This is a genomic window from Photobacterium sp. GB-210 (assembly GCF_003026075.1).
In the GTDB taxonomy this organism is placed as follows: Bacteria; Pseudomonadota; Gammaproteobacteria; order Enterobacterales; family Vibrionaceae; genus Photobacterium.
In genome coordinates, this window is record NZ_PYNU01000013.1 from 17627 (window position 1) to 42821 (window position 25195).

A 25195-nucleotide genomic window follows, 5' to 3' on the forward strand; every position below is an offset into this window, starting at 1 on the left:
TATTGACAGCTTTTATAATAGAACATAGCATCATAATTTCAGGTTGATTACTTATTTAACCCTAATAAAACAAATAACCATAAATTTATACAATAGTTTTTCAAGATCATACAATAGTTTTATCTAGGAGCAGGACGTTCAATGATAGAAATAAAGCAACTCAATAAAGTCTTCTATCAAGGCGATAAGGCTATAAACGCATTAAGCGATATAAACCTTACAATTAAGCAAGGTACTATCTTTGGGGTTATTGGCTCATCCGGTGCAGGGAAAAGTACCCTCATTCGTTGTGTTAATTTGTTAGAGCGCCCTTCTAATGGTCAAGTGATTGTCGATGGTATCGATCTTACTACTCTATCGAACCAAAAACTCACTTTGGCTCGTCGTAAAATAGGCATGATTTTCCAACATTTTAATCTCCTTTCATCTCGCACAGTTTTTGATAATGTTGCTTTGCCTCTTGAATTAGCCAATACCAATAAAGCGATAATAAAAACAAAAGTGACAGAGTTACTGGCTTTAGTCGGTCTTGAAGATAAACACCAAAGCTACCCAGCAAATTTAAGTGGTGGACAAAAGCAACGTGTCGCGATTGCTCGTGCGTTAGCCTCTGATCCCAAAGTGTTACTCTGTGATGAAGCCACCAGTGCATTAGATCCTGCCACCACGCATTCGATTCTGGAGCTACTGCAAGAAATTAACCGAAAGCTAAACCTAACTATTTTGCTTATTACCCATGAAATGGATGTCGTGAAGCGTATCTGTAGTGAGGTCGCAATTATTGGTGACGGTAAATTAGTTGAACAGGGATCAGTCGGTGATATTTTCTCACACCCCAACACCGAATTAGCCAAAGACTTTATTCGTTCAACATTGGATTTGTCGATTCCAGCTGATTACCAAGCTCGTATGACGCCAGCACAAGTTGAAAACTCATACCCTCTTATTCGTTTAGAGTTCACCGGTGCTTCTGTTGATGCGCCACTGATCAGCCAAGTAACACGTAAGTTTGGTTTAGATATCAGTATTCTCAGCTCGGATATGGATTATGCGGGAGGAGTAAAATTTGGACTGATGTTAGCAGAGTTTTTTGGTGATCAAGACTCTGTTGAGAATGCGGTCAATTTTCTACGTCAAAATAAAGTAAATGTTGAGGTGCTTGGCTATGTCGCTTAATGATTTAACCCTGTGGTGGCAACAAAATACCCGCCTGATTGATTTACTGATTGAAGCATTAGGACAAACACTAACCATGGTGTTTGTATCAGGGCTAATTGGTTTTGTTATTGGTATTCCTTTGGGTGTCACCCTTCACTTAACGAAGAAAAATGGCTTATTAGAAAATACCGTTGTTAATAACATCCTTGGCATTATCGTTAATATTGGCCGCTCTATTCCTTTTATTATTCTGCTGGTTGCGATCATTCCATTTACCCGATTTGTCGTAGGTAGCTCAATTGGTACTGCTGCGGCGATAGTTCCTCTTGCTGTAGGAGCAATTCCTTTTATTGCTCGTTTAGTTGAAGGGGCATTGTTAGAAATTCCATCAGGCCTTGTGGAAGCAGCACAATCTATGGGAGCAACACCACTACAGATCATTAAGAAAGTGCTATTACCAGAAGCATTACCAGGCATCATCAATGCGGTAACGATCACCCTTGTTACCTTAGTCAGTTATTCCGCGATGGCGGGTACGGTTGGCGGTGGCGGTTTAGGTGATGTCGGTATTCGTTATGGCTACCAACGTTTCGATGGCACCGTCATGGCTATCACAGTCGTCGTTCTAATAGTACTGGTCCAAATTATTCAATCTGTCGGTGATTACCTCGTAAAACGTGTTGATCATCGATAATCAAAACACTTTAAGGAAAACCCCATTTTAAGGAGAAGTTGTATGGCGTTTAATCTAAAACATGTTTTTGCTCTTGCAGGTGTTGCTGCAGCCCTATCACTAACAGGCTGTAGTGAAAAAGAAGCCGTAGTTGATAATAGCAAGGTAAAAATTGGCGTCATGGCAGGAGCCGAAGAGCAAGTTGCTGAAGTTGCTGCAAAACAAGCAAAAGAAAAATATGGCTTGGATGTAGAATTAGTTTCTTTTACTGATTACGTATCACCGAATGCGGCATTAGAAGAAGGCTCTATTGATGCTAATGCTTTCCAACACAAACCATATCTTGATCAGCAAATTAAAGATCGCGGTTACAAGTTTGCGGTAGCGGGGAATACTTTTGTTTACCCAATCGCAGGTTACTCAAACTCAATCAAATCTGTTGATGAGCTAAAAGATGGCGATAAAGTGGCAGTACCAAACGATCCTACCAACCTTGGTCGTTCACTCTTACTTCTTCAACAGCAAGGCCTAATTAAACTAAAAGACGGTTCAGGTTTAACTGCTACAGTATTAGATATTGTTGAAAACCCGAAAAACTTAAAGATTGTTGAGCTAGAAGCAGCACAATTACCACGCTCTTTAGATGATGTGGCACTGGCTGTTATTAATACCACTTACGCAAGTAGCATTAACTTAACGCCTGAGCGCGACGGTGTGTTTGTAGAAGATAAAGAATCACCATATGTCAACCTGATTGTGTCTCGTGCAGATAATGTGAATGCGGAAAACGTGAAGAAATTTGTTCAAGCGTACCAATCTGAAGATGTATATAACTCTGCGAAAAATATCTTTAATGGTGGTGTGGTAAAAGGTTGGTAATCCCTCCTTTCTACTAACCATGTACTTATCGGGTAGGTCTCAGCACCTACCCTTTTTTATGCTATATTCTTAGCTCTTTTGGCTTCTTAATTGGCTTCATTCCATGTCTTATAACATCGAACCTATCGGCATTATCCACTCTCCCTATAAAGAAAAATTTGCTGTTCCTCGGCAGCCTGGGTTAGTGCCAAGTGCGCGTTCTGAAATTGTTTTACAAGGTGCTGCAAATTCATTAGAAGCGGTAAGAGGCATAGAGCAATTTAGTCATTTGTGGTTATTATTTTTGTTTGATCAGAATTTAGATGCCGGATGGCGCCCAACCGTTAGACCGCCTCGATTGGGCGGTAATGAACGTATTGGTGTGTTTGCCAGCCGTGCCACATTCCGCCCTAATGGGATTGGCATGTCTGCGGTCGAATTAAAAGGCATTCGCCATGAAAACGGTAATGTGATCATTGAACTCGGTGGTGTTGATCTCGTTGATGGTACGCCTATTATCGATATTAAGCCTTATATCCCTTATTCAGACAGCTTGCCACAAGCACAAGGTGGATTTGCTTCTAACACACCGGATCTAATGCCCGTGTGTTTTAGTGAAACAGCGCTCAATCAACTACCAGCAAAAAACAAAAGCTATTATCAAACCGTGATCTGTGAAATTTTAGCGCAAGATCCACGTCCTGCTTATAAGAAAGGTAAGCCGGATCTAAAACAATATGCGGTGCATTTATTTGATTTTAATGTTCACTTCTCAGTAACAGAGCAACAAATAACCGTTAATCAGATCGAGAAAGTTAATCAATAGCAGATCTTATACAGTTATCTTTGGCGAATAGCGTGTAGGCTGGTAAGATATTCGGCTATCGTCAGATCACTGACGGGCGGGATTTATCCCTTCTTTTTTAATCTAATTAATCAACGGATACCATCAATGCGTACCAGTAATTATCTTCTTTCTACTCTGAAGGAGACTCCAAACGACGCAGAAGTTATTAGCCACCAGCTAATGCTACGTGCAGGTATGATCCGTAAGCTGGCTTCAGGTCTATACACCTGGCTACCTACAGGTCTGCGTGTACTGCGTAAGGTCGAAAACATCGTTCGCCAAGAAATCGACAATGCAGGCGCAATCGAAACCTTGATGCCCGTTGTTCAGCCGTTTGAACTATGGGAAGAAACAGGTCGCTCTGAGAAAATGGGCCCTGAACTACTTCGCTTTACTGACCGCCATACTCGTCCGTTTGTGCTTAGCCCAACAGCAGAAGAAGTGATCACAAGCCTAGTACGCAACGAAGTAAGCTCTTACAAGCAACTTCCGTTGAACCTGTACCAAATCCAAACTAAATTCCGTGACGAGCGTCGTCCACGTTTCGGCGTAATGCGTGCACGTGAATTCTGCATGATGGATGCTTACAGCTTTGACATTGACAAAGAAGGTCTACAAAAGTCTTACGATGCAATGCACGACGCTTACTGTAAAGCGTTCGATCGCATGGGTCTTGAGTACCGTCCAGTATGGGCCGACTCTGGCGCAATCGGTGGTAATGGCTCTCAGGAGTTCCACGTATTAGCAGAAAGCGGCGAAGACTTAATTGCATTCTCAACTGAATCTGACTACGCAGCAAACATCGAAAAAGCAGAAGCACTAGCCCCTGCTCACGATCGTGCAGCACCAACAGTGGAACTGTCTGTTATCGATACACCTAATGCGAAAACTATCGATGAGTTAGTTGAGCAACACGGTATTGCTATCGAGAAAACGATCAAGACGCTATTTGTTAAAGCTTCTGATGAAATCGATGCGCCTATCGTAGCGCTATTGGTTCGTGGTGATCACGAATTAAACGAAATTAAAGCTGAAAACCTAGACTGGGTTGCTTCTCCACTTGAAATGGCAACTGAAGAAGAAATTCGCCAGTTCGTTAACGCAGGTCCTGGCTCACTTGGTCCTGTCGGTCTTGAGCTTCCATTTATCGTTGACCGTACTGTTGCTGTAATGAGCGATTTTGCTGCAGGCGCAAACATCGATGGTAAACACCATGTTGGTATCAACTGGGGCCGTGACGTTGAGCTAGATCGCGTTGAAGATCTACGTAATGTAGTTGAAGGTGATCCAAGCCCATGTGGCCAAGGTACATTGATGCTAAAACGTGGTATCGAAGTGGGTCACATCTTCCAGCTGGGTAATACATACTCTGAGAAGATGAACTGTGGCGTGCTAGATGCTAACGGTAAAAACACCATTCTAGAAATGGGTTGTTACGGTATTGGTGTATCACGTGTTGTGGCATCAGCTATCGAACAGAACCATGACGAAAACGGCATTATCTGGCCAGATGCGCTTGCACCATTCCACGTTTCTATTGTTCCTATGAACATGGCGAAATCAGAAGAAGTAAAAGAAGCGGCAGAGAAGCTATATGCCGATCTAACTGCTGCTGGTATTGAAGTACTGTTTGATGATCGTAAAGAACGCCCAGGAGTCATGTTTGCAGATCACGAACTACTAGGTATTCCACATACTATCGTTATTGGTAACCGTAGCCTTGAAAACGGTGAGATGGAATATAAAAACCGTCGCACAGGTATCAAAGAAGCCGTTGCTGTAAATGATGTTGTTGCGTTTATTAAGCAAAAAATGGCTTAAGTAAAAAGCTAATAACATATTGAAAAAGCTGTCGTTATGGCAGCTTTTTTTCTATTCTTTATTTTAAAAAAACATTTTACTCACTCCCATTTTTTTATGTAACAGTAAATATCCGTTACAATCTTGCCGTTATCATTGATCTGCTCAAAATATGCCCTATAGTGACAAATCAAATAGTTATTGATCTTGTCGTAATGGAACAGGCTTTATTTAATCGATCTCATTCCTCACCTTCCCCTAAGCTAAAGCAAAAACCTTTAGCTGCGGATCAACGTCTGTTGATCCTGCAAAAACTTCAAGGGAAGCTGGAGATCCAAGCGTTATTTCAACCTCTCTGCCGAGAGCTAGATAAACAAATTGATATCGCTCGTTTAGTCTGGACCCTTGATGAAACTACAACATTGATCCGCCAAGGAAAACCGACACCTCATCAAAACAGCTTTGCTTTACGCTTTGGTGATAACTCTTTAGGCTCACTTCATTACTCCACTCTTTATCCGTTAGATAACGACGAAATAAGCCTATTACATACCTACCACCGTTTATTTGCAGGCCCTCTATTTAATGCGATTGAATATCAAAAAGTAAAACATATGGCACTGAAAGATAAACTTTCAGGGCTATGTAATAGAATGTGTTTTGAGCAAGATATTCATCATGCTATTGCGATGAGCGAAAAACGAGATGTGGAGTTGGTGCTGTTTATTTGTGACTTAGATAATTTTAAACAAGTGAATGATAACTTTGGTCATCTTGATGGCGACAAAGTCATTAAAGATTTTGCTAATGCACTGAAGTTTGCAACGCGCACTTCAGATCGTTGTTATCGCATTGGAGGTGATGAATTTATTATTTTACTTCAACCTGCCAGTGCTCGCTCTGAAATAAAAGTGGTATCACGGATCAACCAATATATTCAACAAAGCCCTATCTTGGGTATCTTAAATATTGGATTTTCTTATGGCACAGCGACCTTTAATAAAGGTGATTCTATGCTGTCTTTAATTGAACGTGCCGATCGTAAACTTTATCATCACAAGCGTAATAAATAATCATCTCGTTGCGCTAAGCACCATAAATCCTACGTTTTTATTTTATTTAACGCTATGATGATCCACGTTAATAGTGAGTATATTCGAAGTGAGCCCCTACATTCTCTTCGAATACTTTCTAGAAAGGATGAATGATGCAAATTTATCAATGCTGTGAGCTTATCCGAGCAACTTACGCGCAAATTGGTAGTGGTGATCAAGGTTATATTCCTGCGGCTATTAGCTGTGCAATTAAAACCTTCAATGATATTGCCGAAGATACTAATTTACCGCTTGAAGTCCGTGAGCGTGCAGCGTTTGCTGCAGCAAACTTATTAATCAGTGATCATGAGGACAAATAATGGATTTAGCTAAATTTGAAAGCATGGATCCCATCATGTTAATGAGTATTGTCAACATGAAGATCCGTGATGACTTTCAAGATCTCGATGAACTCGTTAAATTCTACGAGATTGATCGCCAAAAGCTGATCGATAAACTTGCAAGTGCTGGCTTTGAATACTTGCCTGAAGTTAAACAATTTCGCTAAACAAAAAACGGAAGCTTAAAGCTTCCGTTTTATTTTTAGGTTAAACCCGTATTAGCCTTTAAAGATCGGCAGTAAATTTGCCATCGCCATAATGTGGAAGATTGCGGTCACCACACCAAAGCCAATCACAACATATACCGTCACATTACCGCCAGGCACAACAAACCCATCTTTCTTTTCTTTGCATTGACGAGTCTTTTTCGCTAATAAAGCAGGAATAATACACGCCCAAATCGTTGCAGCAGCACCGGCTAAACCAATCGCAGACAAGAAACCCAGTGGTGCAAATAATGAAAGGATCAGCGGTGGTAAGAAAGTGATAGCCCACGTCTTCAAGCGTCCTTGTTTTGAATCTTCAAAGCCAAATAAATCGGCCAAATAATCAAAAACCCCCAAACCAACTCCGATAAACGAAGAAACAACAGCGGCAATCGAAAAAATACGGATTGCTTGTTTAATGCTGTTTGAGTCAATAACGCTATCAAGTGCTTGCGTTAAAGCATCAATACCACCACCAGCCGAAACCACAGGACCAAATGCATCACGAGGTAAGTTGCCAAAAATACAAATCACCCACACTAAATAGAAACCTAACGCGATAAATGTGCCACCTAGAATCGCATTTTTAGCTTGGTATTCATCGCGGTAATAGTCGCGCATTGTGCTCACCGAATGGTGGTAACCAAAAGAAGTTAATGCTATAGGTAATAGTGCTAACGCATAAGGAGAATAGCTGGCATGTAAGTGAGTTGTATCCAGTAAAACAGGAACTTTGATATGCGTCGCTAGTCCTGAAATTCCAATTAAGAAACTCACCAACATAAAAACAATCAGTAAAATAGAAATACGATCAACCGCACGCGTTGAGTGCAGAACAAAGGTTGAACTGATTGCGACAAATAAAATAGAAGCTAACTTACTATCAACCCCTAATATATTACTAAAAATCATACCTGATGATGAAATATAGGCATAAAGCAAAATACCACCAACAAAGTATAATGACAGATTATTAATAATATTAATTTTAGTATTAAGTACATCTTTTGTGATGGTATTAAAAGACACTTTAAAATCATAATGCTTAAGCGCTTCTAATAATAACCAGCCTGATAATGTCATCATAACCATGGTTAAAGATATTGCAATAACGCTCCAGAATGTCCATGCACCCGCCCCAGCACTCGGTAAACCTAACATGCCCGCGCCTACACAAACGCTTGCAATAATACACGCTCCGCCAAGTGTCGATGGTTTGCTCATTTCTTTCCCTTCCAACTATCGTATCAGTAGACTAGTACACTAATACCTTTTGTATTTTATCGCAATAAAAAGTTACTAAGCAGGCTAAAAAAACAACATAATAAAAATTAGCTATATATCCTTCTTCACAAAACATGATTTAAAAGCATAAAAAACACCGTAATAAATAATATATTACGGTGCAAAGTAAATAATATTTCGATGAAAGATAGGGTGCTTGAACTTACTAGGAAAATAATGCCCTATTTGTCTTTTTTAAGAATTAAGAGCAATCGTAATATCATGACCAGAAAACTCAGAGACGACAAAATACCCCGCTACAGCAGCAAGTTTATCGCCATAAAAGATAAGAGGCGTACGGCTGCGTAACCAACTTGGCACATTATATTCTTGATAAAGTTTTTTTAATTTTCTGCTGCCACATCGCCCTACAGGTTTTATAGCATCACCTTGATAGTGAAAGCGCACGGTTATAGACTCATCAGATTCAGGCTGTCTTAATAAAGGATAATCACCCTCTTGACTTAAAACCAGCGTCCCTAAGTTTTGCGGTAGCTGGCAAGGAGAATCTAAATCAATATTGTTTTTCCACTGGCTAATATCATCCCACTGCCGCAGTAAATATAACTTCTTTTGATAGCGACGCAGTTCAACATTTGCCCAACACAGTTTAGGATTCGCATCTTCTTTTGCCTGAACTACGTTAAACCAAATCTGTTCAAGCTGTGCTAACGATGGCATTAAGACTGATTGTTTTTTTAACCATTGACGAATTAACGCCATACCGACACGTTGAGTCACATCAGAAGCAAGCAGTAAGCTACCATCAGCTTGGATCGCTTGAGCAAGTTGGGTGGCTAATAACTCAGCTAGTAATGCTTCTTGCTCACCGCACAATGCGCTACTTCGTGCGACTGATTTATGAATACTTGGCCAACGTTCAACTAGACGAGGCGTTATTTGGTGGCGAATAAAATTGCGATCATAACGCTCATCTTGGTTGCTTTCATCTTCAACCCAAGAGAGTTTGTGCTTCAATCCGTATTGCTCAATATCAGCACGAGTAATATTGAGTAATGGTCTTAAATGCATCCCTTTAGCAAAAGGGAGTATCATCGGCATCGCTGCTAATCCAGCAGGGCCACTCCCGCGCTTTAATGCCAATAGAAAAGTTTCAATCTGATCGTCACTGTGTTGAGCGGTTAATAGCATGTCCCCGATGTTGACGTGTTGCGCTAAAATGTTATACCGCGCTTCTCGTGCAGCTTGCTCAAGGCTAATTCGGTTTCCTGTTAGCACTTTTACACGTTCAACATCACAACTAATGCCGGCACTTTTAGCCCAAACCACACACTTATCAGCCCATATATCAGCATTCGTGCTTAATCCATGATGTACATAAACGGCATGACAGCTATATTCTGGATTTTGTGTAATAAATCGCGCCATTAAATCAAGCAATACACGAGAATCGAGCCCACCACTAAAGGCAAGAACAAACCGTTTACTTGCAGGGAGATGAGTCAATAATTGACGACAAAAAGCAGAATACAACATAAGATCTTTCAACATTAAGAGAAAACTATAGTCTATCGCAGCCTATCAAAGCACTAAATGGGAAAAACAAAAAAGGCCAGCTTAATTGCTGACCTTTTACTAAACGTTACACCAACTTTTTAGCAGTAACCATAACTCATTAGACGCTGATAACGACGTTCAAGTAACGTCTCAGTATCTAATTCATCCAGTTCAGCCAATGTTGCCTTAAGTTGTGCTTTTAATGTATTTGCCATTAGTAACACATTACGGTGAGCGCCACCCAGTGGCTCTTCAATGATGTTATCAATCAGCTCCAACTCTTTTAAGCGAGGAGCTGTCATACCCATTGCTTCAGCCGCTTGCGGGGCTTTGTCTGAATCACGCCATAAGATTGATGCACAACCTTCAGGTGAAATAACAGAGTAGGTTGAGTATTGCAGCATATTAACGCAATCACCCACACCGATCGCTAATGCGCCGCCAGAGCCGCCTTCACCCACCACATTACAGATAACAGGCACTTTCAAGCCAGACATAACTTTTAGGTTCATCGCGATAGCTTCTGATTGACCACGCTCTTCAGCGCCGACACCAGGATATGCACCAGCTGTATCAATGAAGGTAATCACAGGCATATTAAAGCGCTCTGCCATTTTCATTAAACGTAATGCTTTACGGTAACCTTCTGGTTTAGGCATGCCAAAGTTACGCTTCACCTTCTCAGTCGTACCACGGCCTTTTTGATGACCAATCACCATAACAGGACGGCCATCAATACGGGCAATACCACCGACTAACGCTTTATCATCAGCAAACGCGCGATCGCCTGCCAATTCATCAAACTCTTCGAACATGTGCTCGACATAATCAAAAGTATATGGGCGCTGAGGATGGCGTGCGAGTTGCGCAACCTGCCATGCACCAAGATCACCAAAGATTTTCTTGGTAAGCTCTAGGCTTTTCTTTTCTAGTTGCTCAATTTCTTTTTCTAGATCAACCGAATTAGACTCATCACGACGAGATACATCACGTAATGCTTCAATTTTTGCTTCTAGCTCTGCAATCGGTTGTTCAAACTCGAGGAAGTTCAGGCTCATACCACTTAAAATCCTTTTGCTTATGATGATGATAGGGACTTAACTACCCTATCATAAACATTAAGCGCATTTAATTAAACTCAAGCTCGACCTGCTTATCACCTAGGAGTGTTTTTAGATCCGATATTAATTGATCGGCTGGCGTTATTCGCCATTCTGTTCCTAAAGTGAGTTTGGCACGGGCATTCGAGCGCTGATAGTACACATTAACAGGCACAGTACCTGCTCTGTGTGGTTCCAACACTTGGCTGAAACGGGCAAAAAACTGCTCATCAATCTGCTGTTCTGTTACAGATATAGCAAGACCACGGAGATGCTTTTCTCTCGCTTCTGATATATCGAGCACTTCACGTGCAGACATTCTAAGGCCACCATTGAAATCATCAAAGCTGACCTGTCCTGATATCACCACAATTTTATCTTTTTCAAGCAGATCAATATAACGATCTAAGGCATCAGAGAATAGCATGACTTCCATTCGACCTGAACGATCATCAAGCGTCATTAAACCAATTCTGGTCCCACGTTTGGTTGTCATTACACGGGCGGCAATAACAAGCCCAGCAACAGACGCTACCTTATCACGTCCTGTTTGCTGCGCATCTTTTAAACGCCATGTGGTGTAATGTTTTAATTCTGAGAGATACGCATTTATAGGGTGACCTGTTAGGTATAAGCCTAATGTTTCACGCTCCCCTTCCAACCAGACTTTATCTGGTGCTTCAGGGATATTAGCATACTTATTCTCAACTTCTTCAGGGGCGGCCGTTAATACGCCAAACATGTCGGCTTGACCAAAGGCTTCGGCTTGGTGGTGCTGACTCGCGGCTTTTATCGCATCATCTAAAGTTGCCAGCATCGCTGCACGATTAGGCCCTAAACGATCCATCGCACCCGACTTAATCAGTTTCTCTAAGACACGTTTATTGACTTTTTTAGTATCAATACGGGCACAGAAATCAAATAAATCTTTAAAGTGGCCACCTTTTTCACGGGCACTAATAATATTTTCAATCGGGCCTTCACCGACCCCTTTTACCGCACCGATACCGTAAACAACGGCACCGTCTTCATCAACATTAAAACGATATAGACCTTTATTAACATCCGGCGGCAGCAGCTTTAGCTTCATACGGTGACATTCGTCAACCAAGCTAATGATCTTGTCCGTATTATCCATGTCGGCTGTCATTACCGCAGCCATAAATTCGGCAGGGTAATGTGCTTTTAACCATAAGGTTTGATAAGACACCAATGCATAGGCGGCTGAGTGCGATTTGTTAAATCCGTAACCGGCAAATTTCTCTACCAAGTCAAAGATTTTCATTGATAGCTCGCCATCGACGCCATTTTTTATCGAGCCCTCTTCGAACACCGCTCGCTGTTTCGCCATTTCTTCAGGCTTTTTCTTACCCATCGCACGACGCAGCATATCCGCGCCGCCAAGGGTATAACCCGCCAGCACCTGCGCGATCTGCATTACCTGTTCTTGGTACAAGATAATGCCGTAAGTCGGATCGAGAATTTCTTTTAATGACTCGTGTTGCCATTTTTCATCAGGATAAGACACCGCTTCTCGACCATGTTTACGGTCAATAAAGTTATCTACCATGCCTGATTGCAACGGGCCGGGACGGAATAGTGCCACCAGAGCGATCATATCTTCAAAACAGTCGGGTTGAAGACGTTTGATCAGATCTTTCATACCACGGGATTCGAGCTGGAATACCGCAGTTGATTCTGAGCGCTGCAACATCGCAAAGGATTTAGGATCATCCATTGGAATCGCGGCGATATTTATAGGCTCTTTGCCTTGTTCAACCAAACGTGGGTTAATTAGCGCTAATGCCCAGTCAATAATGGTTAATGTACGTAGACCTAAGAAGTCGAATTTAACTAACCCCGCAGTTTCAACATCATTTTTATCAAACTGAGTAACGGGGTTATTACCCTCTGCATCACAATATAAGGGAGCAAAGTCGGTGATGGTTGTTGGCGAGATAACCACACCACCAGCGTGTTTACCTGCGTTACGCGTTACCCCTTCAAGAATGCGACACATATCAATCAAGTCGCGAACTTCTTCATCCGCATCATAGGCTTGACCTAATTGAGGTTCGGCATCAAACGCTTTGGCGAGTGTCATCCCAGGCTCTGCTGGCACTAACTTTGAAATGCGATCAACAAAACCATACGGGTGACCTAGCACACGACCAACATCGCGGATAACCGCTTTGGCTGCCATAGTACCGAACGTAATAATCTGTGATACCGCATCACGACCATACATTTCAGCCACGTGATCGATAACCAAATCACGCTTATCCATACAGAAATCGATATCGAAATCGGGCATGGAAACACGTTCAGGGTTCAAGAATCGCTCGAAAAGTAAGTCAAACTCCAGCGGATCTAGATCGGTGATTTTCAGCGCATAAGCAACCAATGAGCCCGCACCTGAACCACGGCCTGGGCCTACTGGTACATCGTTATCTTTCGACCACTGAATGAATTCCATTACGATCAAGAAGTAACCAGGGAATCCCATTTGGTTAACAACTTTTAATTCGATATCTAGACGCTCATCATATTCAGGACGACGAGCAGCACGCACTTCTGGATCGGGAAATAAAAATTCTAAACGTTCTTCGAGTCCTTCTTTGGATTTAACAATCAAGAAGTCCTCAATTGTCATATCACCCGTTGGGAAATTAGGTAAGAAATACTCACCTAATCGAACGGTTACGTTACAACGCTTTGCGATTTCAACTGAGTTTTGAAGTGCTTCTGGGATATCAGCAAATAACTCGCACATTTCTTCTTCACTACGAAGATACTGCTGTGCGCTATAAAGTTTCGGACGGTTGGGATCGACAAGGGTATAGCCATCATGAATAGCAACGCGAATTTCATGTGCGTCAAACTGATCGGCAGTGAGTAAACGAACATCATTGGTAGCGACAACAGGTAAATCGGCTTTTTCTGCCAGCTCAATCGCAAAGTGAAGGTAGGCTTCTTCATCAGCACGCCCTGTACGTACTAATTCCAAATAGTAACTATCTGGGAAATGGGTTTGATAAAAAGCAACTAAGCTATCAACCATGTTCTGGTTGCCTTTTAATAAAGCTTTACCCACGTCACCATTTTTACCACCGGATAGGATAATAAGCCCTTCACGGTGATTCACGAGCCACTCTTTATCAATAACAGGCTGATGCTGTACATGACCTCGTTGGTAGGCTTCAGAAATCAATAACGTAAGATTTTTATAACCTTCATTATTGGCAGCAAGAATGGTGAGTTCAAATAGTTCATCGCCCATCTCTGCTGACTGTACTTTGAAATCAGCACCGATAATTGGCTTTATTCCGGCATCATGAGCAGCAAAGTAAAACTTCACTAAACCACATAGGTTAGTAAAGTCTGTCATTGCGAGTGCAGGCATACCAAGTTCTGATGCCTTTTTAACGATTGGCTTTACTTTCGCCAAACCGTCAATCATCGAATAATCACTATGAACACGAAGGTGGATAAAACGTGGTTCTGCCATGACAACCTAATTTATTACGTAACTTAATTATGAAAATTATACCTGAAACAAGGTATGAGAGGTATTGAGCAAACAAAAAAATGGCATAGCGAATAGCTATGCCATTAGTCTGTAAAAAGAAAAATCGTTTAGTCTAACCCCAATACTCGCTTTACGGGTTTAAAGCTCTTACGATGCTGCTCTATTGCGCCATATTGCTCTAATGCTTCAAAGTGTGCTTTGGTTGGATAACCTTTATGTTTAGCAAAACCGTATTGCGGAAACTCAGCATCTAATATTTCCATTTCACGATCACGGGTCACTTTAGCAAGAATGGACGCGGCACTGATCTCTGCAACACGTAAATCCCCTTTCACCACAGCCTGTGCCGCCATCGGTAATTCAGGTACTTTGTTACCATCAATAAGTACGTAATCTGGCTGTACACTTAAGCCTGCTACTGCGCGCTGCATCGCAACCATCGTTGCTTGCAAGATATTCAACTTATCAATTTCGTCCGCTTCACAACGACCTAATGACCAAGACAACGCTTTTTCTTTGATTTCATCAAACAACAAATTGCGTTTTTTTTCGGTCAATTTTTTAGAATCCGTTAAACCTTCAATGGGATTATTCGGATCTAAAATCACAGCCGCAGTCACCACTGCGCCAACTAATGGCCCACGACCAACTTCATCCACCCCAGCAATACAAGTTGCTTGCGGGTAAACAAATGGTTCAAACTCTTTTTTCTCAGCCATTTTACGCTCTATCAATCAAGGCAAGGACGGCATTTGCTGCTTGCTCATCAGCATTACAACGAATGGTTTTATGCATCTGCTCAAATTTCAACATCAGCTCAGAAGTGTCACCATATAGCATTTTATCCACTTCGTGATAGAGCTTCTCTGGCGTGCAATCTTCTTGCAAAAGCTCGGTGACCAACTCTTCATCTGCGAGAATATTTGGCAATGAAACATACTTAGTTTTAAGCATTTTCTTAGCCAGCCACGCCGTTAATGGTTTCACTTTATAGCCCACCACCATCGGACGCTTCACTAACATACATTCTAATGCAACTGTACCCGATGCGAGCAATACAGCATCTGAAGCAATCATTACATTACGAGCAGTATCATCCACCAGCACGAAATCAAGATCCGGTGCCGTTTGTTGCCACGCTTGCTCAAATTGTGCTCGACGTTTTTGATTAACCAGTGCAACGACAAAACCTAAATCAGGATGTTTAGCCTTAAGCTTTTTACACGTTTCGATAAACGGTGGCGCGAGCATTTCCATTTCGCTACCTCGGCTACCGGGTAATACCGCAAGCCATCGTTTATCAGGATCTAAGCCTAATAATGTTTGTGCAGCACCTTGGTCGGTTTGCAATGGAATAGCATCTGCCATGGTGTGCCCGACGAACTCACAAGGCACATTAAACTTATCGTAAAACGCTTTTTCGAATGGCAAGAAAGCAAGCACAAGGTTGGTGGCAGCTTCGATTTTAAAGATACGCTTTTGGCGCCATGCCCATACCGATGGGCTGACATAATGCACGGTTTTAATACCGCTTTCTTTTAAATCTTTTTCTAGGCGTAAGTTAAAATCAGGGGCATCTATACCAACAAAAACGTCTGGCGGGTTATCGCTAAAGTATTTAACAAGCTCTGCTTTGACCTTAAATAAGCGAGGTAAGCGACCTAATACTTCAACAATCCCCATCACCGCGAGCTCTTCCATATCAAACAGCGCTTCACAGCCTTCTGCCTGCATACGAGGACCTGCAACACCAACAAATTCAGCATCTGGGTATTTGGCTTTAACAGCTTTAATAAAACCTGCACCTAAAATATCGCCGGAGATTTCTCCGGCGACAATTCCTATTCGAAGTGGCTTCGTCATTAGCGAATAATACCGCGTGTCGAGTTTTCAAATAGTTTCAGGAATAAGCCAATTGAAGGATAATCTTTACTCATTTCTTCAAGTACAGGTTTTACTTCAGCTAGCGTTTTACCTGAACGGTAAATTTCTTTATATGCACGACGAATAGCATGTAATTCTGGTTTTTCAAAACCACGACGCTTTAAGCCTTCGATATTAATACCGAACGGTTTCGCATGGTTACCTTGCGCCATTACAAATGGTGGCACATCTTGAACAACAATAGAGCCGCCGCCGATAAAACTATGTGCGCCGACAGTACAGAATTGGTGTACTGGCGATAGTGCAGAAATAATCGCGTAATCTTCAACTGTTACGTGACCTGCTAATGTCGCGTTATTGCCCATGATAATGTTATCGCCCACAACACAATCATGCGCAATATGTACATTGACACAGAAAAGGTTATCACTACCTACGATAGTCACACCTTTATCTTGTACTGTGCCGCGATGCATTTGAACACTTTCACGGATCACATTGCGATCACCAATCACAAGACGTGTTGCTTCGCCTTGATATTTCTTATCTTGGCACTCTTCACCGATCACGGCGAATGGGAATATACGGTTGTCTTTACCGATCACCGTTGGACCTTTAATCACAACGTGTGACATCACTTCAGTGCCTTCACCAATTTCAACATCAGTGGCAATATAAGTGAAGGGACCAACTTTGACATTAGCGCCAATCTTTACACCGTCTTCAATCACTGCTGACGGATGAATTTGTGCGGTTTCATGGATCATGAGAATACTCGTCGTGCACATTTAAGTTCAGCTGAACATACCACTTCGCCGTCAACTGTTGCTACGCCATTAAATAGCGCAATACCGCGACGCTCTTTGATAAATTCAACATCTAAAATAAGCTGATCACCAGGACCTACAGGCTTACGAAACTTTGCTTTATCGATACTTGCAAAGTAGTACAGTTCATTTTCAGCAGGCGCACCAAAGGTTTTAAATGCAAGTAGACCTGTTGCTTGTGCCATCGCTTCTAAAATCATTACACCTGGAAATACCGGCATATTAGGGAAATGACCAGTAAATTGAGGCTCATTGACAGAAACATTTTTGATTGCTGTTAACGTTTTGCCTTCATCATAATTAGTAACACGGTCAATCATTAAGAAAGGATAACGATGAGGAAGCAGTTCCTGAATTTCTGTGATGTTTAGCGTCTTATTTTCGCTGGTCAAAACTAAATACCTGTATTAGAAAGAATAAAATAATATTCAATATCAATGCAAAACGGCCTACACAAGGTAGGCACATCAATTAAACGTAAAAACTTACTTACCTTTCGCTGCGAGTTCTTTTTCAACAGCTTTTAAACGTTTGTTCATATCATCAATACGATGAACACGCGTTGCAGTTTTACGCCATTCGCGGTTTGTTTGTAATGGAATACCTGAAGAGTACATGCCTTTTTCTTCAATACTTCGCATTACCATGCCCATACCAGTGATGGTTACACCATCAGCAATGTTGATATGGCCATTTAATACTGATGCACCACCAATAATACAATATTTACCAATTTTGGTGCTACCAGCGATAATTGTACCACCCGCCATCGCTGTACCATATCCGATCTGCACGTTATGGGCGATTTGCATTTGGTTATCAATGATCACATTGTCTTCAATAATGGTGTCATCGAGTGCACCACGGTCAATCGTCGTACATGAACCAATTTCAACACGATTACCAATACGCACAGAGCCCAATTGAGGGATTTTTACCCACTCACCTTTATCATTAGCGTAACCGAAGCCATCAGCACCAATAACCGTGCTTGATTGCACTAAACAATCGCTACCTAACTTTACATTGTGGTAGATAGTGACATTGGCCCATAATTTAGTGTTATCACCAATGACCACATTTTTACCGATAAAACAACCTGCACCAATTTGCACGTTATTACCTAAGGTAACACCCGCTTCAATCACTGCGTTATGGCCAATAGCAACGTTATGACCAAGCGTAGCCGTTGGATCTACAAATGCAGATGCCGCTATCTCGGTTGCTGCTGCTGGCGTTGTATCTAATAGTTGTGCAACTAATGCGTAGCTTAAGTAAGGATCTTTTACAACCAGTGCATTACCTTGGAAGAATTCGACATCCGCTTCTCGTAGCATTACTGCATCAGCCTTGCAATCAGTAAGTTGCTTACGGTATTTGCTATCAGAAAGGAACGTTATTTGACCTTCCACTGCCTTGCTCATCCCAGCAATAGAATGAATTTCCACCGAGCCGTCGCCTTGAAGCTCTGCACCTAATTTTTCAGCTAGTTTAGCAAGTGTGATTGCAGCCATATTTACCTTATACCTATTGTAACAACAGCCACAAAAGTGGCTGTTAGATACACTAAAAACTGGTATATCGTGAAAATAACGATATACCAATCATTATTGCTTCATATTACTGATTATTTTACCGCAGCAATCACTTTAGAAGAAAGATCATCTTTCTTATTTGCGAATAAAACAGCTTGTGCATCTAGCACGATGTTATAACCGTTTTTCTCTGCTACTGTATCAATCGCTGTACGGATTTTCTTAACAAGCTTCTGCTCTTCTTCCATACCACGACGGCGTTGATCTTCAGCAAGTGCTTGTGCTTTTAGTTTGTAATCAGAATCAAGTTGAGCAAGCTCACGTTGAAGCTTTTGACGTTGATCTGAACTCATTAGTTCACCATCACGCTTCAATTTATCAATCTTGGTCTTCATCTTAGTTTCGATAGAACGTAGAGCCGCAACACGACCACTGAATTCTTTCTTTAACTTCTCTTGAACCTTGTAACGCTGAGCTAACTCAGACATTGCTTGACCAGTAGATACGTAACCAATTTTTTGAGCAGCTTCCGCTGCATTTGCGTACATAGACGAAGATAGAATTACCAAGCCAAGACTTGCTGCTTTAATCCATTGTTTCAAAAGTTCTCTCCTCAAAATTAGAATGTCTGACCAATAGTGAATGTGAAGAATTCCTCATCATCCCCTTCATATTTCTTGATTGGTTTCGCAATCGAGAATACAAGTGGACCCATTGGCGACATCCACTGTAAAGCTGCACCGGCAGAAGCGCGGATCATACCTGGATCTGAGTAATTTGCCAGTTTTTGACCATCGCTGCTCTTATAATTCAGGTTATATTCTGTATCCCAAACAGAACCAGCATCAACAAAGAAACTGGTACGGATTTGGTTTTTCAACTCACCAGAAGCAAATGGCGTTGGAACAATTAGCTCCATACTTGCAAGCGCAATGGCATTACCACCTGCTGCATCATCAGTACCTGTCGCACAGTTGTTATTACCTTGACCATTAACGCCACAACCACCAACAAATACCGCTTTTGGACCTACAGTATTTGAACGGAAACCACGAATTGAACTAAAGCCACCGGCATAGAAGTTTTCATAGAATGGCATTAGCTGATCGCTACCATTATCCGTTTTACCGTAGCCATTACCGTAACCCAACTTACCACGTAGTAATAAGCTAAAGTCTTGGCTCTCTGTTAATGGTATGTATTGACGAACGTTGTACTGCGCTTTGAAGTACTGTGAGTCAGAACCAGGAATTGTCATCTTAAATGAGAAGTCTTGGCGGTTACCAGAGGTTGGGAAGTAACCTCGGTTTAAGTTGTTGCGTGTCCAGCCAAATGTCCAACTAAAATCATCAAGGGTGATCGCACTATCGCTATCGAGATCAAAGCCATGAATCTTTTTAAACTGCTGAATTTGGTAATAATCTTGAGTGTTCGAAATCTTATTGTGATCGTAACCCAAACTAAAGTTAAAGTAGTTCAACTCATTAAATGGGAAGCCCCACGTTAAGCTTGTACCGTAGCTTTGGTTGGTGTAATCCGAGATATTGGCATCAGAAGCTTTAAACTCGTTATAGTAAATCTTACCACCCAAGCTTACGTTATTTATCGTGAAGTAAGGATCATTGTACTCAAGACTGATATTTTTCGAATAATCGTTCGTCATCGCATTGATACCAAAACGATTACCCGTACCTAAGAAGTTATCTTGAGTTAAACCGGCTTGGAAACTAATACCTGATTCAGTACCGTAACCAACACCAAAGTTAACACTACCAGAATTGGCTTCTTTCACGTTGTACTTAATGTCAACCTGATCATCAGAACCAGGTACTCGTACCGTTTGTACATCAACATTTTCAAAGAAGCCCGTTCGGTTTAAACGTGCTTTACCTGTTTCAATCTTCTTCGCATTTAACCAAGTACCTTCCATTTGACGCATTTCACGGCGTAAAACTTCATCTTTAGTATTGGTATTACCACGGAACTCGATATTACGAACGTAAATACGTTTGCCTTGTTCAACATTAACAACCAATGATACTTCATTGGTCTTATCATCAAACTCAGGGTATGTCGTTACTTTCGGGTAAGCGTAACCTTCTTCACCAAGCTTACGCTTAATCGCTTCTTCTAGCGATGTAACTGCAGCGCCGTTATATACAGAGCCATTCTTAAATGTTACCAGCTTATCGAACTCAGCAACGCGACCTGCAACATCACCACGGAACTGTACATTCTTAACTTTATATTGATGCCCTTCATGGATTTTAAGAGTGATATACACGCCTTTTTTATCCGGAGAAATAGACACTTGTGTATCATCAAGTCGATATTTCAAATAACCATTATTCAAGTATTGAGAGCGCAGTGTTTCTAAATCACCTTGTAATACTTGTTTCTGATATTTTTCATTCGCCATGAAGTTCCACCAAGGCACATCGTCCTTTAGTTTAAACTTGCTGCGTAATTCGTCATCACTGAAAACATGGTTACCTAAAATGTTAATCTGCTTAATTTTTGCAGACACACCTTCAGTGAAAACAAATTTAATATCAGCACGATTACGAGGCAGAGGCGTAACAACAGCTTCTACCGTTGCGTTGTATTTACCAACACTGTAATAGAAATCCTCTAGCCCTTTTTCAATTTTTCGTAACGTCGTACGATCAAGCGCTTCACCCACTCGCAAACCTGATGCTTCTAAATTTTCTTTTAGCTGCTCAGCTTTGATTGCTTTGTTACCTGAGAAAGTAATATCAGCAATAGTAGGACGCTCTGTTACATCGATCTGAAGCGTATTGCCGTCACGATATACTCGAATATTTTCAAAGTTGCCTGAAGAATAAAGTGATTTTATTAGTTCTGAAATATCCTGTTGATCAACAGTATCTCCAACGCGGACAGGCATTTTTAACAATGCCGCACCTAACGTAACACGCTGAAGTCCTTCAAAACGAATGTTATCAACTACAAATTTATCTTCCGCACTATGCGCAACGCTACTGGTTAAAAGCAGCGATGCGACCAACAGTTTTTTAATCGCCATTACTGTTCTGATTATTCCTTGCTAAAAACGCATTATTAAAGACGGGTAAAATCATTGAATAGCGCAACGGCCATTAACGCAACCAAAACGGCTGATCCCACTCTATAGCCAATATCCTGAATTCGTTCTGACACAGGACGACGGGTTACAGCTTCAATGGCGAAAAACATTAAATGTCCTCCATCCAACACCGGAAGCGGTAACAAATTAACTATACCTAAATTGACACTTATCAGTGCTAAAAATCCAAGAAAGTAGACCAGACCAAAGTCGGCGGTCATTCCTGCACCTTTTGCAATGGATATCGGTCCACTGAGGTTTTTAATTGCAACATCACCTGTAAACAGTTTAGTGACCATATCAAAAGTTAGCGTCACTAATTGCTTAGTTTTTTCTGTTGCTTTAACCGCAGCTTCAATTGGACCAAACTGCAAGTTTACTTTATAAGATTCAGGCCACGGTTCAATCGCAGGTGCTAATCCTACATAGCCAACTTGATTACCATCTGGTTCAACCTTGCTACGAGGAACTAATGATAACATCACTGGTTCATCATCTCGCAACACTTCAACTGAAAGCGGTTGCTCAGGGTGCGTACGCACCGCATCAACAAACTGCTGCCATTCAGTTACAGGTTTTTTATCAATTGCTACAATCTTATCATTTAATTTAAATCCTGCATCTACTGCAGCACTATTATCAACCAATTGCGCGACATTTAACGTAATTTTAGGCCGATAAGGCGTAATACCTAATGTTTTTAGTACTTGCTGAGACTCAGGATCATAAGACCAATGAGATAGATCTAAAGTGCGCGTCACGATGACATTACTGTCAGGCTCTGTCGCTGTGATCACCATGCTCTTATCACCAATATGAGAAACCATTGCCATATTGGCTGATTCCCAATCTGATGTTTCGATTCCTGAAATAGATTTAAGTTCCATTCCAGGTGTAATTCCTGCTTGTGCCGCGATCGATTGTGGAGCCACTTCACCAATAAACGGCTTTAATGCAGGAACCCCAATAAGATACACAACCCAATATGCAAAAATAGCAAAAATAAAGTTAGCAAAAGGACCCGCAGCAACAATTGCACTTCGTTGCCAAAGTTTTTTGTTATTAAACGCCATATGACGCTTTTCTGCAGGCACTTCTTCTACCCGCTCATCAAGCATTTTTACATAGCCGCCCAGCGGGATCATTGCCAATGTATATTCTGTTCCGTCTTTTCCTTTACGACGAAAAAGTGCCTTACCGAAACCAATCGAAAAGCGTTCAACATATACACCACAACGGCGAGCAACCCAAAAGTGACCAAATTCATGGACAGCAATCAATATTCCTAGAGCAACTAAAAAAGCACTTAAATTGCGGATAAATTCAATCATGCAAATTCCTTGGTGATGACATCTGAAGCAAGTTGACGAGCTTGTTTATCTATTTCCATTACCTCTGCAATATTGTGAGGTTCAACAAGCACGGCTATTTCTAGCACTTTTTGGTTCACTTTAGCAATATCTGTGAAGCAAATTTCACCTGCTAAAAATGCCGCAACAGCCATTTCATTAGCAGCATTCAAAGTCGTTGTTGCCGCTTGCCCTTGATAGCACGCATCAATAGCGAGCTTTAAACATGGATAACGATCAAAGTCTGGTTTCATAAAAGTAAATTCACCAATTTGACTAAAATCAAGCGGAGCAACGCCTGCATCGACACGCTCTGGGTATGCCATTGCACAAGCAATCGGCGTACACATATCGGGTAACCCCATTTGTGCAATAACAGAACCATCTTTATATTGCACCATTGAGTGAATAACAGACTGCGGATGAATAATGACATCCATTTGCTCACGACTGGCATTAAATAACCAGCGTGCTTCAATATACTCTAGACCTTTATTCATCATTGTGGCTGAATCCACAGAGATTTTTGGTCCCATTGACCAATTAGGATGAGCAATCGCCATCGCTGGTGTCACATTATCTAACTCTGCAATATCAGTGTATCGAAACGGACCACCAGACCCCGTCAATAGCACTTTACTCACGCCTGATGCTGATAAATCACAACGTCCCATACACTGCTGAATATTGGTCGGCAACGATTGAAAAATTGCATTATGCTCACTATCAACAGGTAATAATTCAGCGCCATACTGTTCACAAGCATCAATGAACATTTGCCCAGTCATCACCAGCGCTTCTTTATTAGCAAGTAAAATACGTTTACCTTTTTTCACTGCAGCCATTGTTGGTAATAAACCCGCTGCGCCAACAATCGCCGCCATTACAGTGTCGGCATCATCAAGTGCTGCGACTTCACAAACACCTTGCTCACCACTAAGCACTGTTGTAGCAATTTCTTGCTGCTTTAATAAGGTCGCCAATTCTGCTGCAGCCTTACTATCAAACATTGCGACAAATTTCGGTTGCCATTGCTGACAAAGCGCAAACATTTTTTCAACATTTGAACCAGCAGCAAGTGCTACTACTTCAAATAGCTCAGGGTTTTTAGCAACGACATTTAAAGTACTGCTACCTATTGAGCCCGTCGCTCCTAGGATCGTTAACTTACGCATAAAATCACTTACATTTACAAAAAAGGCAGCGTAATGGCTGCCTTAGAAAAGAGGTGGCTTACATTAACCAAAGATAAAGTAATGCAAAAACAGGTATTGCTGCGGTTAAGCTATCAATACGATCTAATATGCCACCATGTCCGGGTAATATGTTACCGCTATCTTTAACGCCAGAAGCACGTTTAAACATGCTTTCAACTAAATCACCAAGCACAGAGATGACAACAGTAATAATAGCTATCGATAACAAGCTTGAAATTGAGACAAACGGGATAGAAAGAAGTTGGGCCATTAGCCAAGTAATAATAACAGCTAAAATTACCCCACCGACTAAACCTTCAATCGTTTTATTTGGGCTAACGGCTGGCGCCATTTTATGCTTACCAAAACGCTTACCTGAAAAGTATGCGCCAGTATCTGCAGACCAAACTAAGAAACAAACCAATAGAACAAGTTTAGCACCATGATACGAATCGATGCTGTAATCTACAGCACGTAACATTAAAATACTCCAAAAAAACGGGAGCAGTGTTAACAAGCCAAAAATCTGTTTAACAAAAGAATTAGATGCCCATAACTTATCAGTTTTAGGATATGTAATGGCTAATATAGATGCAATTAGCCACCATATTCCGCCTACTAATAACATGCCATGTAACCCATTACTCATCGCCGAAAGAGACGCTGTATCTACTGGTAATAACACTAGGCTAGCACCTAATGCAATCACAGGTAGAATCATTGCACGGATGCGAGATGATGTATTAATAAACTGTGTCCATTCCCAAAAACCCAATAATGTTATTGCCGCAATGGCTGCCACAAAGGCTGGAAATGGTAAGAAAAAGATCCCCGCAATAACAAGTGGTGCGAGGATTAATGCGGTAATAATTCGTTGCTTTAGCAAACTG

General features: G+C 41.4%; 22 protein-coding genes. 8 read left to right on the forward strand and 14 right to left on the reverse strand.

The annotated features are described in order from the left end of the window. The first annotated feature begins 141 nt into the window (after nt 1–141). From metN to C9J38_RS14490, 8 genes are all read left to right on the forward strand, one after another. Nucleotides 142–1176: a methionine ABC transporter ATP-binding protein MetN gene (metN, locus tag C9J38_RS14455; RefSeq protein ID WP_107207703.1), complete on the forward strand. Its 1035-nt coding sequence runs from the start codon at nt 142–144 to the stop codon at nt 1174–1176. Next, nucleotides 1166–1852 carry a methionine ABC transporter permease gene (locus C9J38_RS14460; RefSeq protein WP_107207704.1) on the forward strand — a complete coding sequence of 229 codons (687 nt, stop codon included), beginning with the start codon at nt 1166–1168 and terminating at the stop codon, nt 1850–1852. The genes metN and C9J38_RS14460 overlap by 11 nt, the downstream gene beginning before the upstream one ends. 42 nt (nt 1853–1894) lie before the next feature. Then, entirely contained in the window at nt 1895–2710 is an 816-nt protein-coding gene (locus tag C9J38_RS14465) for a MetQ/NlpA family lipoprotein (protein ID WP_107207705.1), read from the forward strand. 103 nt (nt 2711–2813) lie between these two features. Further along, a complete protein-coding gene (gene tsaA / locus C9J38_RS14470; RefSeq protein WP_107207706.1) occupies nt 2814–3515 on the forward strand; it encodes a tRNA (N6-threonylcarbamoyladenosine(37)-N6)-methyltransferase TrmO in 702 nt (233 codons plus the stop codon). 126 nt (nt 3516–3641) lie between these two features. Continuing rightward, complete coding sequence (locus C9J38_RS14475; protein ID WP_107207707.1) at nt 3642–5357, forward strand: proline--tRNA ligase; 1716 nt, start codon at nt 3642–3644, stop codon at nt 5355–5357. 194 nt (nt 5358–5551) lie between these two features. Continuing rightward, complete coding sequence (locus tag C9J38_RS14480) at nt 5552–6409, forward strand: GGDEF domain-containing protein (RefSeq protein ID WP_107207708.1); 858 nt, start codon at nt 5552–5554, stop codon at nt 6407–6409. A 134-nt stretch (nt 6410–6543) separates the two neighbouring features. Next, nucleotides 6544–6750 carry a YaeP family protein gene (locus C9J38_RS14485; protein WP_107207709.1) on the forward strand — a complete coding sequence of 69 codons (207 nt, stop codon included), beginning with the start codon at nt 6544–6546 and terminating at the stop codon, nt 6748–6750. Continuing rightward, complete coding sequence (locus tag C9J38_RS14490; RefSeq protein ID WP_107207710.1) at nt 6750–6938, forward strand: DUF4250 domain-containing protein; 189 nt, start codon at nt 6750–6752, stop codon at nt 6936–6938. The genes C9J38_RS14485 and C9J38_RS14490 overlap by 1 nt, the downstream gene beginning before the upstream one ends. Nucleotides 6939–6989: 51 nt before the next feature. On the opposite strand, the gene C9J38_RS14495 is transcribed toward C9J38_RS14490, so the two are convergent. The 14 genes from C9J38_RS14495 to C9J38_RS14560 all read right to left on the reverse strand — a co-directional run bounded on the left by C9J38_RS14495 (nt 6990) and on the right by C9J38_RS14560 (nt 25191). Then, nucleotides 6990–8201: an aromatic amino acid transport family protein gene (locus C9J38_RS14495; RefSeq protein ID WP_107207711.1), complete on the reverse strand. Its 1212-nt coding sequence runs from the start codon at nt 8199–8201 to the stop codon at nt 6990–6992. A gap of 255 nt (nt 8202–8456) precedes the next feature. Beyond that, nucleotides 8457–9773 carry a tRNA lysidine(34) synthetase TilS gene (gene tilS / locus C9J38_RS14500; protein WP_107207712.1) on the reverse strand — a complete coding sequence of 439 codons (1317 nt, stop codon included), beginning with the start codon at nt 9771–9773 and terminating at the stop codon, nt 8457–8459. A gap of 104 nt (nt 9774–9877) precedes the next feature. Further along, complete coding sequence (gene accA / locus C9J38_RS14505) at nt 9878–10837, reverse strand: acetyl-CoA carboxylase carboxyl transferase subunit alpha (RefSeq protein WP_006647122.1); 960 nt, start codon at nt 10835–10837, stop codon at nt 9878–9880. Nucleotides 10838–10907: 70 nt separating this feature from the next. After that, entirely contained in the window at nt 10908–14387 is a 3480-nt protein-coding gene (gene dnaE, locus C9J38_RS14510) for a DNA polymerase III subunit alpha (RefSeq protein WP_107207713.1), read from the reverse strand. Nucleotides 14388–14515: 128 nt separating this feature from the next. Then, nucleotides 14516–15127, reverse strand: a complete 612-nt coding sequence (gene rnhB, locus C9J38_RS14515; RefSeq protein WP_107207714.1) for a ribonuclease HII — start codon at nt 15125–15127, stop codon at nt 14516–14518. 1 nt (nt 15128) lies between these two features. Continuing rightward, nucleotides 15129–16271 (reverse strand): lipid-A-disaccharide synthase, encoded by a 1143-nt coding sequence (lpxB, locus tag C9J38_RS14520; protein WP_105060854.1) that lies wholly within the window; start codon nt 16269–16271, stop codon nt 15129–15131. Continuing rightward, on the reverse strand, nt 16271–17059 hold the full coding sequence (gene lpxA / locus C9J38_RS14525; protein ID WP_107207715.1) for an acyl-ACP--UDP-N-acetylglucosamine O-acyltransferase: 789 nt from the start codon (nt 17057–17059) through the stop codon (nt 16271–16273). The genes lpxB and lpxA overlap by 1 nt, the downstream gene beginning before the upstream one ends. Continuing rightward, nucleotides 17056–17511 (reverse strand): 3-hydroxyacyl-ACP dehydratase FabZ, encoded by a 456-nt coding sequence (fabZ, locus tag C9J38_RS14530; protein WP_005371673.1) that lies wholly within the window; start codon nt 17509–17511, stop codon nt 17056–17058. Before fabZ ends, lpxA begins: the two co-directional genes overlap by 4 nt. Nucleotides 17512–17604: 93 nt before the next feature. Next, the gene (lpxD, locus tag C9J38_RS14535; protein WP_107207716.1) at nt 17605–18633 is read right to left on the reverse strand and encodes a UDP-3-O-(3-hydroxymyristoyl)glucosamine N-acyltransferase; all 1029 of its coding nucleotides are present in this window, start codon (nt 18631–18633) and stop codon (nt 17605–17607) included. A gap of 113 nt (nt 18634–18746) precedes the next feature. After that, nucleotides 18747–19256 carry an OmpH family outer membrane protein gene (locus C9J38_RS14540; RefSeq protein ID WP_107207717.1) on the reverse strand — a complete coding sequence of 170 codons (510 nt, stop codon included), beginning with the start codon at nt 19254–19256 and terminating at the stop codon, nt 18747–18749. 17 nt (nt 19257–19273) lie between these two features. Then, entirely contained in the window at nt 19274–21700 is a 2427-nt protein-coding gene (bamA, locus tag C9J38_RS14545) for an outer membrane protein assembly factor BamA (protein ID WP_107207718.1), read from the reverse strand. A 35-nt stretch (nt 21701–21735) separates the two neighbouring features. Next, complete coding sequence (gene rseP, locus C9J38_RS14550; protein WP_107207719.1) at nt 21736–23091, reverse strand: sigma E protease regulator RseP; 1356 nt, start codon at nt 23089–23091, stop codon at nt 21736–21738. Then, the gene (gene ispC / locus C9J38_RS14555) at nt 23088–24284 is read right to left on the reverse strand and encodes a 1-deoxy-D-xylulose-5-phosphate reductoisomerase (RefSeq protein WP_107207720.1); all 1197 of its coding nucleotides are present in this window, start codon (nt 24282–24284) and stop codon (nt 23088–23090) included. The genes rseP and ispC overlap by 4 nt, the downstream gene beginning before the upstream one ends. Nucleotides 24285–24342: 58 nt before the next feature. Next, nucleotides 24343–25191, reverse strand: a complete 849-nt coding sequence (locus C9J38_RS14560; RefSeq protein ID WP_107207721.1) for a phosphatidate cytidylyltransferase — start codon at nt 25189–25191, stop codon at nt 24343–24345. Nucleotides 25192–25195: the final 4 nt, after the last annotated feature.

What these genes read in the sequence shown, in the direction of transcription:
- metN (WP_107207703.1), top strand. Translation starts at nt 142, where the DNA reads ATGATAGAAATAAAGCAACTCAATAAAGTCTTCTATCAAGGCGATAAG.
- C9J38_RS14460 (WP_107207704.1), top strand. Translation starts at nt 1,166, where the DNA reads ATGTCGCTTAATGATTTAACCCTGTGGTGGCAACAAAATACCCGCCTG.
- C9J38_RS14465 (WP_107207705.1), top strand. Translation starts at nt 1,895, where the DNA reads ATGGCGTTTAATCTAAAACATGTTTTTGCTCTTGCAGGTGTTGCTGCA.
- tsaA (WP_107207706.1), top strand. Translation starts at nt 2,814, where the DNA reads ATGTCTTATAACATCGAACCTATCGGCATTATCCACTCTCCCTATAAA.
- C9J38_RS14475 (WP_107207707.1), top strand. Translation starts at nt 3,642, where the DNA reads ATGCGTACCAGTAATTATCTTCTTTCTACTCTGAAGGAGACTCCAAAC.
- C9J38_RS14480 (WP_107207708.1), top strand. Translation starts at nt 5,552, where the DNA reads ATGGAACAGGCTTTATTTAATCGATCTCATTCCTCACCTTCCCCTAAG.
- C9J38_RS14485 (WP_107207709.1), top strand. Translation starts at nt 6,544, where the DNA reads ATGCAAATTTATCAATGCTGTGAGCTTATCCGAGCAACTTACGCGCAA.
- C9J38_RS14490 (WP_107207710.1), top strand. Translation starts at nt 6,750, where the DNA reads ATGGATTTAGCTAAATTTGAAAGCATGGATCCCATCATGTTAATGAGT.
- C9J38_RS14495 (WP_107207711.1), bottom strand. Translation starts at nt 8,201, where the DNA reads ATGAGCAAACCATCGACACTTGGCGGAGCGTGTATTATTGCAAGCGTT.
- tilS (WP_107207712.1), bottom strand. Translation starts at nt 9,773, where the DNA reads ATGTTGAAAGATCTTATGTTGTATTCTGCTTTTTGTCGTCAATTATTG.
- accA (WP_006647122.1), bottom strand. Translation starts at nt 10,837, where the DNA reads ATGAGCCTGAACTTCCTCGAGTTTGAACAACCGATTGCAGAGCTAGAA.
- dnaE (WP_107207713.1), bottom strand. Translation starts at nt 14,387, where the DNA reads ATGGCAGAACCACGTTTTATCCACCTTCGTGTTCATAGTGATTATTCG.
- rnhB (WP_107207714.1), bottom strand. Translation starts at nt 15,127, where the DNA reads ATGGCTGAGAAAAAAGAGTTTGAACCATTTGTTTACCCGCAAGCAACT.
- lpxB (WP_105060854.1), bottom strand. Translation starts at nt 16,271, where the DNA reads ATGACGAAGCCACTTCGAATAGGAATTGTCGCCGGAGAAATCTCCGGC.
- lpxA (WP_107207715.1), bottom strand. Translation starts at nt 17,059, where the DNA reads ATGATCCATGAAACCGCACAAATTCATCCGTCAGCAGTGATTGAAGAC.
- lpxD (WP_107207716.1), bottom strand. Translation starts at nt 18,633, where the DNA reads ATGGCTGCAATCACACTTGCTAAACTAGCTGAAAAATTAGGTGCAGAG.
- bamA (WP_107207718.1), bottom strand. Translation starts at nt 21,700, where the DNA reads ATGGCGATTAAAAAACTGTTGGTCGCATCGCTGCTTTTAACCAGTAGC.
- rseP (WP_107207719.1), bottom strand. Translation starts at nt 23,091, where the DNA reads ATGATTGAATTTATCCGCAATTTAAGTGCTTTTTTAGTTGCTCTAGGA.
- ispC (WP_107207720.1), bottom strand. Translation starts at nt 24,284, where the DNA reads ATGCGTAAGTTAACGATCCTAGGAGCGACGGGCTCAATAGGTAGCAGT.